The organism is Parerythrobacter jejuensis, from assembly GCF_039536765.1.
In the GTDB taxonomy this organism is placed as follows: Bacteria; Pseudomonadota; Alphaproteobacteria; order Sphingomonadales; family Sphingomonadaceae; genus Parerythrobacter; species Parerythrobacter jejuensis.
Genome location: NZ_BAAAZF010000001.1, coordinates 2,880,913 through 2,895,386, shown reverse-complemented (window position 1 = coordinate 2,895,386; position 14,474 = coordinate 2,880,913). Strand labels below are relative to the sequence as shown.

12 protein-coding genes are annotated in these 14,474 nt (G+C 61.9%); 4 read left to right on the top strand and 8 right to left on the bottom strand.

What is annotated here, in order from left to right; translation table 11 throughout:
- Positions 1 to 268: 268 nt before the first annotated feature.
- The 3 genes from ABD653_RS14165 to ubiA are packed head-to-tail and all read right to left on the bottom strand — an operon-like array spanning position 269 to position 4,518.
- Positions 269 to 796, bottom strand: coding sequence for a SixA phosphatase family protein (locus ABD653_RS14165; RefSeq protein ID WP_160779273.1), 528 nt, complete (start codon positions 794 to 796; stop codon positions 269 to 271).
- Positions 793 to 3,552, bottom strand: a complete 2,760-nt coding sequence (locus ABD653_RS14160; RefSeq protein WP_160779272.1) for an ATP-dependent DNA helicase — start codon at positions 3,550 to 3,552, stop codon at positions 793 to 795. The genes ABD653_RS14165 and ABD653_RS14160 overlap by 4 nt, the downstream gene beginning before the upstream one ends.
- 54 nt (positions 3,553 to 3,606) lie before the next feature.
- On the bottom strand, positions 3,607 to 4,518 hold the full coding sequence (ubiA, locus tag ABD653_RS14155) for a 4-hydroxybenzoate octaprenyltransferase (RefSeq protein WP_160779271.1): 912 nt from the start codon (positions 4,516 to 4,518) through the stop codon (positions 3,607 to 3,609).
- Between the two features lie 122 nt (positions 4,519 to 4,640).
- Here ubiA and ABD653_RS14150 point away from each other — a divergent pair, with 122 nt between their 5' ends.
- The 3 genes from ABD653_RS14150 to ABD653_RS14140 all read left to right on the top strand — a co-directional run bounded on the left by ABD653_RS14150 (position 4,641) and on the right by ABD653_RS14140 (position 7,157).
- On the top strand, positions 4,641 to 5,399 hold the full coding sequence (locus ABD653_RS14150) for a 16S rRNA (uracil(1498)-N(3))-methyltransferase (protein ID WP_160779270.1): 759 nt from the start codon (positions 4,641 to 4,643) through the stop codon (positions 5,397 to 5,399).
- A gap of 63 nt (positions 5,400 to 5,462) precedes the next feature.
- Positions 5,463 to 6,833 (top strand): glutamate--cysteine ligase, encoded by a 1,371-nt coding sequence (locus ABD653_RS14145; protein WP_160779269.1) that lies wholly within the window; start codon positions 5,463 to 5,465, stop codon positions 6,831 to 6,833.
- 15 nt (positions 6,834 to 6,848) lie between these two features.
- Positions 6,849 to 7,157 carry a putative quinol monooxygenase gene (locus ABD653_RS14140; protein WP_160779268.1) on the top strand — a complete coding sequence of 103 codons (309 nt, stop codon included), beginning with the start codon at positions 6,849 to 6,851 and terminating at the stop codon, positions 7,155 to 7,157.
- Positions 7,158 to 7,175: 18 nt separating this feature from the next.
- On the opposite strand, the gene ABD653_RS14135 is transcribed toward ABD653_RS14140, so the two are convergent.
- The 5 genes from ABD653_RS14135 to ABD653_RS14115 all read right to left on the bottom strand — a co-directional run bounded on the left by ABD653_RS14135 (position 7,176) and on the right by ABD653_RS14115 (position 12,949).
- Positions 7,176 to 8,525, bottom strand: coding sequence for a methyltransferase family protein (locus ABD653_RS14135; RefSeq protein WP_160779267.1), 1,350 nt, complete (start codon positions 8,523 to 8,525; stop codon positions 7,176 to 7,178).
- Between the two features lie 90 nt (positions 8,526 to 8,615).
- Positions 8,616 to 9,977: an outer membrane protein assembly factor BamB family protein gene (locus tag ABD653_RS14130; RefSeq protein ID WP_407672761.1), complete on the bottom strand. Its 1,362-nt coding sequence runs from the start codon at positions 9,975 to 9,977 to the stop codon at positions 8,616 to 8,618.
- Between the two features lie 10 nt (positions 9,978 to 9,987).
- A complete protein-coding gene (locus ABD653_RS14125; protein ID WP_325065390.1) occupies positions 9,988 to 10,797 on the bottom strand; it encodes a tetratricopeptide repeat protein in 810 nt (269 codons plus the stop codon).
- Positions 10,798 to 10,937: 140 nt separating this feature from the next.
- Complete coding sequence (locus ABD653_RS14120) at positions 10,938 to 12,089, bottom strand: glycosyltransferase family 4 protein (RefSeq protein WP_160779265.1); 1,152 nt, start codon at positions 12,087 to 12,089, stop codon at positions 10,938 to 10,940.
- A complete protein-coding gene (locus ABD653_RS14115; protein WP_160779264.1) occupies positions 12,086 to 12,949 on the bottom strand; it encodes an alpha/beta fold hydrolase in 864 nt (287 codons plus the stop codon). Before ABD653_RS14115 ends, ABD653_RS14120 begins: the two co-directional genes overlap by 4 nt.
- 71 nt (positions 12,950 to 13,020) lie before the next feature.
- On the opposite strand from ABD653_RS14115, the gene ABD653_RS14110 reads away from it, so the two are divergent.
- Complete coding sequence (locus ABD653_RS14110; protein WP_160780407.1) at positions 13,021 to 14,430, top strand: protein adenylyltransferase SelO family protein; 1,410 nt, start codon at positions 13,021 to 13,023, stop codon at positions 14,428 to 14,430.
- The last annotated feature ends 44 nt before the right edge of the window (positions 14,431 to 14,474 follow it).

The window sequence follows — 14,474 nt, the reverse complement described above, 5'->3', positions numbered from 1 at the left end:
ATCTCGTTGCTGAAGATGGGTTCATGGCATTCGCCTCGAAGCGGTTCGTGAACCTACCACAAGACGTCGGTTTCAGAATTGTGAGAAACGGTGAATGAGTTACCACACAGTCAAAATCTGAAGGTGCGGCTCGGCGTTTTAAGATAGCGTGATTGTGCTATCGTCGTCCGCTATTCGAAAGTATCGCATCAAAACCGGCCAGTCAGGTTTCCACCCATTGAAGACAGTATGCGCAATGCGCTTGATCTAAGAAAGCAGATCTTAGGCCCTACCCTTCGGGGCCCAAGTCCGCATCCAGATCGCGTGGACGTTTAAAATGGGTGAGAATGCCGTTCTCGCCGCCCAGCTCACTCCAATCGTCGATGGCCAGCTCGATGATCGCGAAGGCGGCGGTGGGGTATTTGATGCTTGCTTCGTCAAAAGCAGCATTTTCGTTTTCGGGCGCGATCAGTTTGAGCAGGATTTCCTGCAGACCGGGATTGTGCGCCACGATCAACACCGCATCGGCGTCGCCCGCTTTTTCGCCTACAACATCGATCATGGTCTCTGCGCTGGAGAGATAGAGGCGCTGGTCCCATTGCGGCACTACGCCCAGTTCTGCGGATTCGAGCGTGCGGCGGACACGCTCCGCCGGGCTGGCCAGTACGCAGTCCCACTGCTGGTCTTGCGCCCTGATATGCGCGCCCATCAGCGCCGCACCGCGCCGGCCGCGCGCATTGAGGCCGCGATCGAAATCCCGGGTGGACATATCGTCCCAATCCGACTTGGCGTGGCGCAGGAGGCCGAGAACTTTCATTCGCTGGGGGATTCCTCGGGGGTCAAAGCAGGATGTGCCGTACCCTTATCGCCGCCCGGAGGCCCCGCGGCAACCCGCTTCAACGCCTCTTCCAACGTGAGGCGCAGAACAGGGGTGCCTTCCGGGAAAGCGCTGAGCAGGCGGCTGGGGAAGGCAGCGGAAAGAACCACGAAGTGCCCGGCATCATCGCGGCTGCGGATCAGGCGGCCAAAGGCCTGTGCCAGTCGTGCCCGGATGATCCGGTCATCATAGCGCCCGCCCCCGCCCGAGGCCCGTCGCGACCGGTGCAGGATCGTGGGGCGCGGCCACGGCACCGCCTCCATCACAACACAGCGCAAGCTTTCACCCGGCACATCGACGCCATCGCGCAGCGCATCGGTGCCGAGCAGGCTGGCCGTGCGATCATCGCGGAAAATATCGGTCAGCGTGCCGGTATCGATCGGATCCACATGCTGCGCGTAAAGCGGCAAGCCCGCCCGCGCGAGACGATCGGCGATCCGGCCATAGACGGCGCGTAACCGCTTGATCGCAGTGAACAGCCCCAGCACGCCGCCACCCGCCGCCTCGATCAGCCGGGCATAGGCGCCGGCCAGCCCTGCCAGATCGCCACGTTTGATATCGGTAACAATCAACACTTCGGCGCGGCCTGCATAATCGAACGGGCTGTGCGCGCTGGAGGTCTTGGGCGCGAGATCGATATGCGGCGCGCCGCTGGCAGCAATCGCGCCTTCCCAATCCTCTCCCTGTTCGCCCCGGTCGGTCAGCGTAGCGCTGGTCAGCATGACTCCATGCGCAGGCTCCAGCACGACCTTGGCGAAGGGTTTCATCGGGTCGAGCCAGTGGCGATGGATGCCGATATCGAATTCGCGGCTGTCATTGCGGTCGACCGCGAACCAGTCGACGAAATCGGCATCGGCCGGACCGCCCAACCGGGCCAGCATCGATTCCCACGCCGCAATCAGATCGATCCGCCAGGTCAGCGAATGCCGCGCGCCCTCGATCCGGGCACGGCCCTGCCCGTCTAACCAGTCCGGCGCGTCTTCCAGCACCGCCTCCAACCGCGATCCCAATGCGATCAGCGGCTTGCGGATGGCCGCGAGCGCACTCTGCGCCTCCTGCGCTGCCTCGATCAGAGCTCCTGGCAGCGCGGCGACCTCTGTTTCGATGCCATAGCCAGCTTCCTGCCCACCGCTTTCGTCGCGGGCATAAGTGGTGGCGCGAACATGCCCGAGCAGGGTTTCCAGCGGCCCCAGCGGCATATTTTCGGCGAGCCGCGCGATCCAGCCGTCCGCGGGCAGTTTGGCCGCAGCCTCGACGGCCGCCTCCACCGCTTCGCAACCGGCATCGTCATAACTGGCCACATCGGCCAGGCGCGCCGCCAGCCCGCGCCTGCGGCCGCGATTTGTTTTCTCCGGCCCGATGATCCAACGCCGCAGCTCGATCGCTTCCTGTCCGGTCAACGCAGCGGCAAAGGTGCTGTCCGCAGCATCGAACACATGGTGCCCTTCGTCGAACACGATGCGTGTCGGGGCCTGCCCCTGATGGCGTCCGCGCGCGGCATTGATCATCACCAGCGCATGATTGGCGATCACCAGGTCCGCCTGTGCCGACGCGCGTGCGGAGCGTTCGATGAAACATTTCCGGTAATGTGGGCAGCCGGCATAGATGCACTCGCCACGCTGGTCGGTCAGCGCTGCAATCCCGCGTTTGCGGAACAATGTGCCTAACCAGCCGGGCAAGTCGCCACCGATCATGTCTCCATCGGCAGAGAATGCCGCCCAGCGTGCCACCAATTGGGCCAGGATGGCGGGACGACCGGCAAAGCCGCCCTGCAACGCATCTTCCAGATTGAGCAGGCAGAGATAATTCTCGCGCCCCTTACGCACCACCACCGGCGGCGAGCCGTCGCTGCGCCGGCTCGGCCAGGCCCGGCGGCTTTCGCCCCTCAATTGCCGCTGCAGGTTCTTGGTATAGGTGCTGACCCATACCGTGCCCTGTGACAAAGACGCCCATAGCGAAGCAGGCGCGAGGTAGCCCAGCGTCTTGCCGATGCCGGTGCCCGCTTGCGCCAACAGGACGTGGGGCAGCGTCTGTTGGTCACGCCCTACGCTTCGGGGGGCGAAGATACTGCCTGCATCCTTGGCATAGGCGCGTTGCCCTTCGCGTCGCTCAGCCCCTGTGCCGGTGAGAGTCTCCAGCTGCGTTTCGACAGCTTCCGGCGCAAGCGTTACCTGCGCGGGCTGTGGCCGTTCCGGCGTTTCTTCCCACTCGGGGAGTTTCGCAAAAACCCACTTTTCGGCCTGGTGCGGGCGCTGCACATGCGGCGCAAGAACTCCCGCCCACGGCCAGCGCAGCTTGGCCATGCTTTGCAGCACGCTCCACGCGCCATCCCGCTCGGCCCAATCGTCGGTTTCACACAATCCCAGCAACTTACCGGCTGCTTCTTGCAGCAATTCGGGCACGCCATCATCGCCCTTTGGCTCCGGCAAATCGAGCGCATGGGCCAATCCCTTGGGCGTGGGTACGCAGAATTTCGCCGGATGGATGAAAGCAAACAGCTCCAGCAGGTCGAGGCCGGATAAATCGGGATAGCCCAGCCGCGCAGCCACCAGCGGCGCGTTGAGCATCAGAACCGGCGTATCCGCCGCCGCATTGATGGCTTCACCCTTGGAGCATCCGCGCGTCAGACCATTGGCCTCTCTCAGCCACGTGCCTGCATGGCTCGCATGCAAGGCCGGAAGGGGGATTGCCGCCATAGATCCGCAGATGCTGGAGGGAGAACGAAATGTAAACACCGCAGGGGCGCGATGTCAGGCGTTGCCCACCACGAAGCAGGCTGCGGCCATTAGCGCGCCGGCCCAGCGATTGGACCGGAACCGGGCCAACGGATTGTCGGGGTTGTCGGCTTCCAGCGTTGTCACCTGCCACCCCAGATGGGCAGCCACAGGGACCAGCGTGAGCAGCGCGATCCAGTCGGCCCGCAGCAACCAGAAGCCCAGGGCCCACAGGCCAATCGCACCGGCATAAAACAACGCGACGCCAGTGGTTACGCTCTTGCCCAGTCGCAAAGCGCTGGAGCGGATCCCCACCATCGCGTCATCCTCGCGGTCTTGCAGCGCATAGATCGTGTCGAACCCGATCACCCACAGCGCCGCCCCGCCATACAGGGCCGCCAATGCATCGAGATTGTCGGTGCGAAACTGCGCCCAGCCGATCAGCAATCCCCAGGTAAAGACCAGCCCCAGCCACGCTTGCGGCCACCAGGTAATCCGCTTCATAAACGGATAGGCCGCCACCAAGGCAAGGCTGGCAAGCGCAACCACTTGCGCCTCCCATCGTAATTGCAGCAGGACCAAAAGACCCAGCCCGCACAGTGCCAGCAACCATGTCCAGGCGACCTTCTTGCTGATCCGGCCACTCGCCACAGGCCGAAGCGCTGTTCGGGCGACTCTCCGGTCAAGATCGGCGTCGACGATATCGTTGTAGACACAGCCGGCACCGCGCATCGCAATCGCGCCGAGCAGCAACCAAGCCAGCAGCGCCAGTTGCCAGCCGCTCCCCGTCAGCCACACGCCCCAGACACAAGGCCAGAACAACAGCCACCATCCGATCGGCCGGTCAAACCGCGCCAACTGCGCCAGATCACGCGGCAATTGCGGCAGGCGCGCGACGAGGCCGCGGTGTTCTGTATCGGGAACGATGTCGGGGGCTGTTTCAGACATTGCGCGCACCCCTACCCAACTCGCTATCACAGCGAAAGCCGGGATCTCTCTCGGCACCCTCAGACCATTCCGCACCTGATCCCAGCTTTCGCCGGGATGCCGGATGTGGTTTAGAGTTCGCTATGCCCGCAACACCCGCCTGGCCGCCCCGAAGCGCACCGCGATTGTTCGTCAGCGTGCCAATCGTTTTGGGCACTCCCGTCATTGTTGATGGCAATGCCGCGCATTATCTCGGCAAAGTGATGCGCGTGGGGGCAGGCGATGCGGTCATTCTGTGCGACGACGCGACAGGAGAATGGGCTTGTACGGTCGCCAACGCCAGCAAGCGCGCGATTACGCTCGATCCGGTGGAGAAACTGCGCGAGCGTGAGCAGGTGCCTGATTTCTGGCTCGTGCCCGCCCTGCTCAAGAAAGATCGCTTCGATATGGTGCTGGAGAAAGCGACCGAATTGGGCGTGCGTGCGATCCGCCCGGTCGTGACCCGCCGATGCGTGGCGGACAAGCTCAATGCCGAGCGCGCGCGGACGATCGTGACTGAAGCGGCTGAACAATGCGCGCGCACCGCCCTGCCCGATTTGGCCGAACCGCAGAAGCTGGAGGCCATGCTGCGTGACTGGCCGCAGGATCGCACGCTCTTTTTTGCAGACGAGCTTGGCGGAAAACCTGCCGCAGACGCTTTCACAGCGCACAATGCCCCTGCCGCCCTGCTGGTCGGCCCCGAAGGCGGGTTCGACGATGCCGAGCGCGCAGCCATTCGTGCTCATCCGCAATCGCAAGCCATTACTCTGGGCCCGCGTATCTTGCGCGGGGAAACCGCCGCCATGGCCGCCACGGCTTTGTGGATGGGCACCATGGGCGATTGGCGCGAGCAACAAGATTAGCAGTTGCACACAGAAACGGAATTTCCTTGGCCTCGCCCAAATCGCAGCCTAACGCGCTGAAATATGAGTACCCGGGAGGACAGCGGATCAGCCGATCCGGTAATCGAGAGCCGCGACCAACTGGTCGCGCCGATGCAAGCTGGCGAAAAGCCCAAGGCCGATTGGCGCATCGGGACCGAGCATGAAAAGCTGGTCTACAAGCGGGATGACTTCCGCGCGCCATCATACGACGAGAACGGAGGTATTCGTGACATCCTCCTGAATATGCAGGATTTCGGCTGGGAACCGGTCGAGGAAAATGGGAAAGTCATCGCCCTTAAAGGTAGTGATGGCGCTGTCAGCCTGGAGCCAGCGGGTCAGCTCGAATTGTCCGGTGCACCGCTGGAAAACCTGCACGAGACGTGCAACGAGACCGGCCGTCATCTGTCGCAAGTAAAAGAAATTGGCGAGAAATGCGGCGTGGGATTCCTGGGCCTGGGCATGTGGCACGACAAGACCCGCGAGGAACTGCCGGTGATGCCCAAGGGCCGCTATGGCATCATGATGAACCACATGCCCAAGGTCGGCAATCTGGGTCTCGACATGATGCTGCGCACCTGCACCATTCAGGTCAATCTCGACTATTCGAGCGAAGCCGACATGGCGAAGAAGTTCCGCACTGGCCTGGCGCTCCAGCCGCTTGCCACCGCCCTCTTTGCCAATTCGCCTTTCACCGAGGGCAAGCCCAATGGCTACCTCTCCTACCGCAGCCATATCTGGAGCGACACGGACCCGCATCGCACCGGCATGCTGCCATTCGTTTTTGATGATGATTTCGGCTATGAGCGCTGGGTCGACTACATGCTCGATGTGCCGATGTATTTCGTCTATCGCGACGGCCAATATATCGACGCCGCCGGGCAAAGCTTCCGCGATTTCCTGAACGGCGATTTGCCTGCCATGCCCGGCGAGAAACCGCGCGAAGGTGACTGGTGGGATCATCTCTCGACGGCCTTCCCCGAAGTCAGGCTCAAGAGCTTTCTCGAAATGCGCGGCGCCGATGGCGGCCCGTGGAGCCGTATCTGCGCCCTCCCCGCCTTCTGGGTCGGCCTGATGTATGACGAGGCTGCACTGGACGCGGCATGGGAGCTGGTGAAAGACTGGACGATGGAAGAGCGCGAGACGCTCCGCAATGCCGTTCCCAAATTGGCGCTGGATGCTGAGATTCCCGGCGGCCACAAGCTGCGCGATCTCGCGAAAGACGTATTGGCCATTTCGCGCCAGGGGCTGACCGCCAGGGGCCGGTTGGGGCAGAGCGGTGACAATGAAACCGGCTTCTTGTCGACGCTCGACGAGATTGTCGAAAGCGGCAAGGTGCCGGCCCAACGCCTGCTCGACATGTATCATGGCGAGTGGAATGGCGATGTCTCGCGCGTCTACAAATATAGTTTCTGAGGAGAGGACCCCGACATGATCCAGATCAACGGCACAATCAGCCTGGCCCCCGGCACAATCGCAAACTCGCCCGAAACGGTCGAAGCGATCAAGACCATGGTCGCCGCATCACGCGCCGAAGACGGTTGCTACACTTACACCTTCGCCCAGGACCTGTCGGACCCGGACACAATCATCATCTACGAGCGCTGGCGCGACCAGGAAGCTCTCGGCGCGCATGGCAAGTCTGCCCATATGGCAGAGTTCCAGAAGGTGATGGCCGCCAATCCCCCGGTTGGCCGCGATCTGCGTATGTACCAGACCGACGACGGTCAACCGCTATAGGAACGGCTGCTTCAGGGCTTATTCCGCAGGCGCTTCCAGCACCGGGCCGCGCGGGCGCAGTTTGCGCTTGAGGCGGCTGAGGGGAGCGGTGATCACTCCGTGCTCCTCCATCCAGTCGTAATATTCGCTATATTTCGGATCTTCGGCGAGGAGGTGTGCCTCCTCCGTCTTGGCGCGCCAGTAATAGATCGCGCTGACGCAGCCGAGGAAGAAGGTGTTGCGGATCATGTCAACCAGCGACCCGTCGGCATTGACGATGAATGGCAGGGTGGCGAACCACCAATAAGCATTCTTTGACAGATAGGCCGGGTGCCGCGTGTAGCGGTAAGGCCCGTTGGTCAGTACACCGCGATAGGTCAGGTTGGAAAAGCGGATGCCGAAAACCACGGTGGCCCAGGCATAGATCGCGGTCAGCACGACCAGCCAGCCGCCCCACAGATATAGCAGCGTCGATTGCTCGGCCAAGGTGTTGGCCCAGCCCGGCGTGTTGACTTCATATTTCAGGATGTTGCCCAGAACGCCCCACGCCAAAGGCGGGTAACAAATCAGCGCCGCGACCCATCCCGACAGGAACGGATTGCCGCTGCGGATATGGGCATCGAGCGGGCGGAACGTGACGAGATAGCCGACTGTTCCGATCTGCACATCGACAAGGAACAGAAGCGTGATCAGGAACAGCGCAAGCGCAACAGGATTGCCCGCCAGAGAAGCAAGATCGGCCTCGACAATCTGCTGGAAACCGCCTGGCAAGATGGAAATCATGAAGGCCCCGAAAAAGCCCTTGATGATCCAGGCCCGCCAGTGTTTCTTCACCTCGTCCCGGTCATAGGCCTCGCGACCCAGCAGCATGGCACCGAAATGCCACGCATGATCGCGTGGATCGACCATGCGCCGGTCGAGCCAGATGACATAGGGCACTGACAGAACCACCATCGGTATCAATGCCACCCCAAGCACCTTCATCGCGAAGAGATACTGGCCTTCCCAATACCACCGACCCAGGCAATATAGCCCGGCGATAATCGCCCAGGTCGCCCACAGGCCAGCAATCTTGACTGTGGAGACGTGCATGATCTCGGACACCGGACGCGCGTTTTTCCAGTCGATACCAGTCGAAGACCGCCAATGGACCTTGTCCACCAGCACCGACCAGATCACCATCGGGCCAGCTGTAAACAGCAACGCAGCGAGCGAGGCGTACGGCCCGGAAAGCGGCCCGCGCGGGCCGCTCAAGGCCAGAGCCTCCGCAATTATTCCGTAGTTGCGGCAAAACAGGATCCACAACGCCAGGCCAAGCAGGCCGGCCAGGCCGACAGCTGTCGACACGTCACTGGCCGGAGGCGGCGGAGTGTGGTGGCTTGCGCGCATGGATATCCCATAGGCGCAAAGGGTTAAACAGCCGGAAAGAGGATGGCGCCTGTGCTAAATCGGGGCGGCACCGGGCCGCCCCGTTAATCCTTAGCGATAGGCGTGGATCGTGCCGCTATCGTCGAGCACATACAGCATGTTGTTGGCCACAATCGGCGGCTGGCTGACCGGCTGCTTGATATCCTGGAACATCTGCGCACTGCCCTCGCCGACGCTGACTTGCCAGATTTCGCCTTCGGAACTGGCAACATAGAGTGTGTTGTTCGCAAGGACCGGGCCCGTCCAGAAGATCGGACCTTCCTTGTCTTTTTCATCCCGGAAACGCGCCAACTGGCTGACCCAGCGCACTTTGCCAGTGGCACGCGCAATTGCGAGCAGGCGTGCATCATCGGTCAGCGTAAACACCCATTCCCCGGCGATTGCAGGTGTGGAGATGCCGGCCAGGTTCAATTCCCAGATCCGTTGCCCGGTCACCAGTTCATACGCCGCCATGCGGCCACCCTGGCCCAGCGCATAGACGCGGCCATTGTCGATAATAGGATCGGCATCGATATCGGTCAGCGAGCCGGCCGTGGTGCTGATCGATGTCCGCGCCAGCGCGTCAGACCACAAGGTTCGCCCGTTCTCATAGCGATAGGCCGCCAGTTCGCCCGAGCTGTAGCCCGCTATGATCGAGCCCTGTCCTGCCGCTGGCGAGGCCACGCCGAACACGCCCGCTTGCGCACTGGAACCCGATTCCTGCCACGAGGTCGAGCCATCATTGGCATTGAGGGCAATGATCTGGTTGTCCTGCGTCATCACGATGACAAGGTTGAAAGCCAGCGTCGGTGCATCACGCAGAGGGCCGCCCGGCTTCACTTTCCAGAGCACTTCGCCCGTGTCGGCATTCAGCGCGAGGACTTCGCCGACGCCATTCGTGGCAAAGACCCGGTCACCAAAATAGCTGACCCCGCCGCCAAAGGCAGAGCTGCGGATGCCCGCATCGACTTCCATCCGGTGGTCCCAGACCCGCGCGCCGCTTTGCGCATCGAACGCATGGATGACACCCGATGTATCGACCGCATAAAGCTTGCCATCACCCACCACCGGCGCCGCGCCAAGGCGTTCGCGGTTGCTGGCACCGGCAATATTGGCCGTCCATGCGCGACTGAGCGAGCCGCCCAGCGCCAGATGGCCATAGCTCTTGCTGGCCGTGCCGCCGGCCATGGCCCATTCGGCGTTCACTTGTGCCGGGGGCAGAACCACCGATACACCAGCAAGGCTGGGATCTACCTGCGCACCGGTTTCAATCCGTGACAGGACAGGCACACGATTGCCAATTGTCGGCGTCGTATCATCATCGTCACCGCCGCCGAACAGGCCACCTGCACAGCCAGACAGCGAGACTGCCAGCATCGCGGTGAGGCCCATTCGCAGTGCGTTTGTGCGCATAATCGATTTCATCGGTTCCATCCCGTCCGTATTATTGTGCTGCGGCCTGGCCAGCCGCTGGCGCTGCGCCCGTATCCGCGCCGACTTCTTCCAGCACCTCGTCGACATCCTCGATCGCATCGACGCCGAGCATTCCCGCCATCTGGCGAGCCCGTGAACGCAGCGAGGACGGTGTTTCGTCATCTTTCGCAATCGCACTGAACAAAGCGCCTGCCTCGTCCCGCTTGCCCTGCTCCAGATAGGCCATGGCAACCAGTTCACCCGCGCTTCCGAAGAAAGCATTGTCAGGCACCGCAATCGGCTTGAGGCGGGTGATCACCTGCTCCGGATCAAGCGTGTCGAATTCGACCGCCACCATCCGGATCGTCGCCAGATCACGATAAGGCTGGGGTGCATTGGTATCCGTTGACACCTGTCCGAACAGGCGCGCAGCCGCTGCTGCATCGCCGCGTTCGGAGGCCGAGCCGCCCTGCATCAGCAAAGCGGCTGAACGCGCTGCATCATTGTCGCTTTCCACCAGTGGCTGCAACGTGTCGCTGGCGGTTTCCAGGTTGCCTGCCTCGATCTGGTCAAGTGCGGAGATGAGGACTTCTGAATCCTGCTCCATTGCCGCCTGTTGCTGGCTATCCCACCATAAATATCCGCCAAATCCTGCCAGGCCCAGCACCAGTGCCGCCGCCAGCGGGCGACCATAGGTCTTGCCGAATGTCTCGTACTGATCCTGCCGGACCGCATCGTCGACTTCGCGCAGCAGCGCCTCGTCTTCGGCGGCTTTCTTCTGGGCCTTCTTGTCCTCGTCGGACTTCGCCAGTGCTTTGGAGTCTTTGGGTGTCAGCGCCACGTGCGGGCTCGTTTCTTTCTGCGGGAGGATATGGTTTGCGCGTCTTTAGTGTTGGGGCACTGCCAAATCAACACGGAGACGCGTGAACCGCAGGTGAAGTTGTGGAGCGAAAGCGGGCCAAGCAAGGCTCGCGGGCTGATTCAGGTCAGAGCATCGCGCCCCATCGCGTTCGCATAAAGCCGGCGATAGGCCGCGATCATTTTCGTCTCGTCGAATTCTGCCCGGGCCCGTTCCTTGTTGGCGCGGCCGATCCGGGTCCGCTTCTGCGCGTCCTGGGCCAGTTCCAGCATCGCTTCGGACAGGGCCTTCTCGTCACCCGGCGTGGTAATCAGCGCGCGATTGTCGTCGGCGACCATATGCGCGATGTCGCCCACAGCAGGCGCTACGACGGGCAAGCTGGCGGCCATCGCTTCGATAACCGAGATAGGCGCTTGCTCCGAATTGGAAGACAGCGCGAAAATGTCGAACAGGCCGACATAGCGGGCCGGATCGGCTGCAAAACCAGGCATATGCACGCGGTGGCTGATATTGTGCTTTGCCGCTTCCTCGCGGATCGCTTCAGCCTCGGGGCCGTCACCTACGATGACCAACTGCCAAGGTTCGGGCAATGCCGCAAAGGCGCGAACCATCAACGGCAGGTTCTTGATCGGTCGCAATCCTGCCAGGGTACCGACCCATTTCTCGCCTTCCTGCTTGATCACTCCGCGCAAGGCGTCAGGGCCAGGCTTCTTTGCGAATGCCTTGGTATCGATCCCGTTGGCGATATGCTTGACCCTGCCGATCGGCTGGTCCCATTGTTCCAACGCGATCCCTTCCAGCAGTTCGGACGGAACGACGAGCGCGCTGGTCTTTCCCAAGGCAATCTTGCGATAGAGATTACGCTGCCATTTCAATCCATTCTGCTCGTCTTCGTTGAAGCCGTCTTCATGGTGGATCAACGGCGGCAGGCCGAGCGCATCCTTGAACAGCGTATGCGCAAACACGGCGTCTATGGCGCCCCAATTATAGGTCAGCACCAAATCATATGATGCCATCGCCTTGGCCAGTTTCTGCAGACGGCCCGGCCACGGCTTTCCTTGAAGCGACGGGAAGTCTGTCGGGTAAACCACACGCGCGCCTCGTGAGAAATGCTGCGCCGCGCCCAGTTCGCCCGCTTCACCGGTGACGATGGCATGTTCGACGGTTGGCCCGAACGCGTTGATCAGCCGGACACAGCGCAATTCCTTGCCGCCGGCTGCGAAGGTCGAATGCAGATGGAGAATGCGCGCCGTGGGCGCCTTGGCCTTGCTCACGCCAATGGCTCCAGCAAGCGGTCGATTGCTGCGACCGCTTCGGGCTCGGTCAGCAACGGCGCATGGCCGGTATCGGCAATCGTCACAACTTCCATACCGGAATGGCGCGACTGCATTTGCGCGACGGTTTCGGGCGAGAGGATGTTGGAGTGCGCGCCCCGCACGAGCAGCAGCGGCGTTCCGGCCAAGGCCTCAAACGCTGGCCAACCGTCAGGCGGTACGGCGTTGCTGTCGGCTGCACGGAAAGGGTCTGCGATCGCCATGTCATAGTCAAAACTGATCCGGCCGCCCTGCCCGATTACCATGACGCGTTTGGCCATAGCCAGCCAGTCTTCCAGACCAAAGCCGGGATGGGCATGGGCATGGACCTCTTCCAGCGCCTTGGCTGCGTGGATCCAGGTAGGGAAGCTGCCCCCTTGCCCGACATAGGAGCGGATCCCTTCGATCCCTTCAGGCTCGACCACCGGCCCGATATCATTGAGAACAGCCCCGACAATCCGTTCCGGCCCGGCCAGCGCCAGCAGCATCGTCATCAACCCACCAAGCGATGTGCCGATGGCGATGAAACGGCTGATATCGAGCTGTTTGAGCAGGATTTCGACATCCTGGACATAGCGCGGCGGTGCGTAGCTCTCGCTGCCCTTGGCATAATCGCTGTTCCCGCGGCCGCGCATCTCGGGCACGATCACGCGGCGATTGCCCGCCAGATGCGCAGCAAGCTCGGCAAAATCACGCGCGTTGCGGGTCAATCCGTGCATGCACACAACCGGTACATGTTCCGGATCGCCAGAATAATCGCGATAATGCAGCTTGAGACCGTCATCGCTTTCCCAGAAGCGATCGGCAAATGGCTGGTCCATGGAAAATTTCGGTCCCGGAATTCTTGTGTCACCCGCTTGCACCGGCAAGCACTCACCGCCACTATCGCGCGATGCGCGCAGAACCGCAAGCAACCTCGTATCAGCCGGAGCGTGCAATCGAACAATTGTCCGCTTGGTTGGCCGCGCCGGTCGAACCGGCGGACTTCCCGAAAACACAGCTGCGTTTCCGCAATGATCGCTGGGCTGCTGCCGTGGGTCTGGCCGAACTGACGGACCGGCAATGGGAACAGCATTTCGGCAGGTTCGAGCCTTTGCCCAAGACCCTGCTCCAGCCACTCGCCCTTAAGTATCACGGCCACCAATTCCGCGTCTATAATCCGGAGATCGGCGATGGGCGCGGCTTTACCTTCGCCCAGATGCGCGATGGTGAGGGTCGGCTGCTCGATCTGGGCACCAAGGGATCGGGCACCACCCCCTTCAGCCGCAGTGCCGATGGGCGGCTGACTCTGAAGGGCGCAATGCGTGAAATCCTGGCGACAGAGTTTCTCGAGGCATTGGGTGCCAACACATCGAAGACATTCTCGGTGATCGAAACCGGCGAAGAGCTTTGGCGCGGTGACGAACCTTCCCCCACCCGCTCCGCCGTGATGGTCCGGCTCAGCCATTCGCATGTCCGGATAGGCACGTTCCAAAGGCTGTTGGTGGAGGATGAGCCCGATCACATGGCGGCGCTGGTGGACTATTGCCTGGCCCAATTCCCGGGGCCGATGCCGCCAGCTGATGCACCGGGCCGTGAAGAACCCGCGGTACAATTGATGCACCAGGTGGTCGAACGCATGGCCGACCTCGCTGCCAGCTACATGGTCGCCGGATTCGTCCATGGCGTGCTCAATACAGACAACATGAATATCACTGGCGAGAGCTTCGATTACGGCCCGTGGCGCTGGCTGCCGGCGTGGGATTCCGGCTTTACGGCGGCCTATTTCGACCAGAACGGGCTCTATGCATTTGGCCGCCAGCCCGAGGCAATACATTGGAATCTTGGCCAATTTGCAGTTTCTCTGCGTGCGCTGACAGAAGCCGATCCGCTGATCGCAGCCCTCAATCGCTTCGGGCCGCTCTATGCCGAGGCGACGGCCCGGCGGTGGTGCTGGCGACTGGGATTGAAGCCTCTTGGCATGGAGCAGGATACGGCCATGGTAGCGGCGTGCGAAAAGGAATTGCGCGAGGGCAAATGGCAACCCGACGCCTTCTTCTTTCGCCACCGGAGCGGAGCTTCGGCGGAAGGAGAACTGGCGTCTGTGTTCGAGCCTTACGAGCGCCAGGAGAACGAGCATTCCTACTGGTCGGACGGGCAGCCCGAAACGATGCTGGTGGATGAAGTCGAGACCCTGTGGTCTGCCATCGCCGAGCGGGATGATTGGCTACCGCTCCAGGACAAGATCGCGGCCATTCGCAGGATGGGGGAAGCGCATGGAATTGCTCCACAACCGCAGGGAAACACGCCGCGCGAAGATTGACCAAAGCGCCAGACGCGCTAGAGAATGCCAGCGACAGGACAGGG

Excerpts from the sequence above, each read along its gene's own strand:
- ABD653_RS14165 (WP_160779273.1), bottom strand. The coding sequence starts at position 796 with ATGAAAGTTCTCGGCCTCCTGCGCCACGCCAAGTCGGATTGGGACGAT.
- ABD653_RS14160 (WP_160779272.1), bottom strand. The coding sequence starts at position 3,552 with ATGGCGGCAATCCCCCTTCCGGCCTTGCATGCGAGCCATGCAGGCACG.
- ubiA (WP_160779271.1), bottom strand. The coding sequence starts at position 4,518 with ATGTCTGAAACAGCCCCCGACATCGTTCCCGATACAGAACACCGCGGC.
- ABD653_RS14150 (WP_160779270.1), top strand. The coding sequence starts at position 4,641 with ATGCCCGCAACACCCGCCTGGCCGCCCCGAAGCGCACCGCGATTGTTC.
- ABD653_RS14145 (WP_160779269.1), top strand. The coding sequence starts at position 5,463 with ATGAGTACCCGGGAGGACAGCGGATCAGCCGATCCGGTAATCGAGAGC.
- ABD653_RS14140 (WP_160779268.1), top strand. The coding sequence starts at position 6,849 with ATGATCCAGATCAACGGCACAATCAGCCTGGCCCCCGGCACAATCGCA.
- ABD653_RS14135 (WP_160779267.1), bottom strand. The coding sequence starts at position 8,525 with ATGCGCGCAAGCCACCACACTCCGCCGCCTCCGGCCAGTGACGTGTCG.
- ABD653_RS14130 (WP_407672761.1), bottom strand. The coding sequence starts at position 9,977 with ATGGAACCGATGAAATCGATTATGCGCACAAACGCACTGCGAATGGGC.
- ABD653_RS14115 (WP_160779264.1), bottom strand. The coding sequence starts at position 12,949 with ATGGACCAGCCATTTGCCGATCGCTTCTGGGAAAGCGATGACGGTCTC.
- ABD653_RS14110 (WP_160780407.1), top strand. The coding sequence starts at position 13,021 with ATGCGCGCAGAACCGCAAGCAACCTCGTATCAGCCGGAGCGTGCAATC.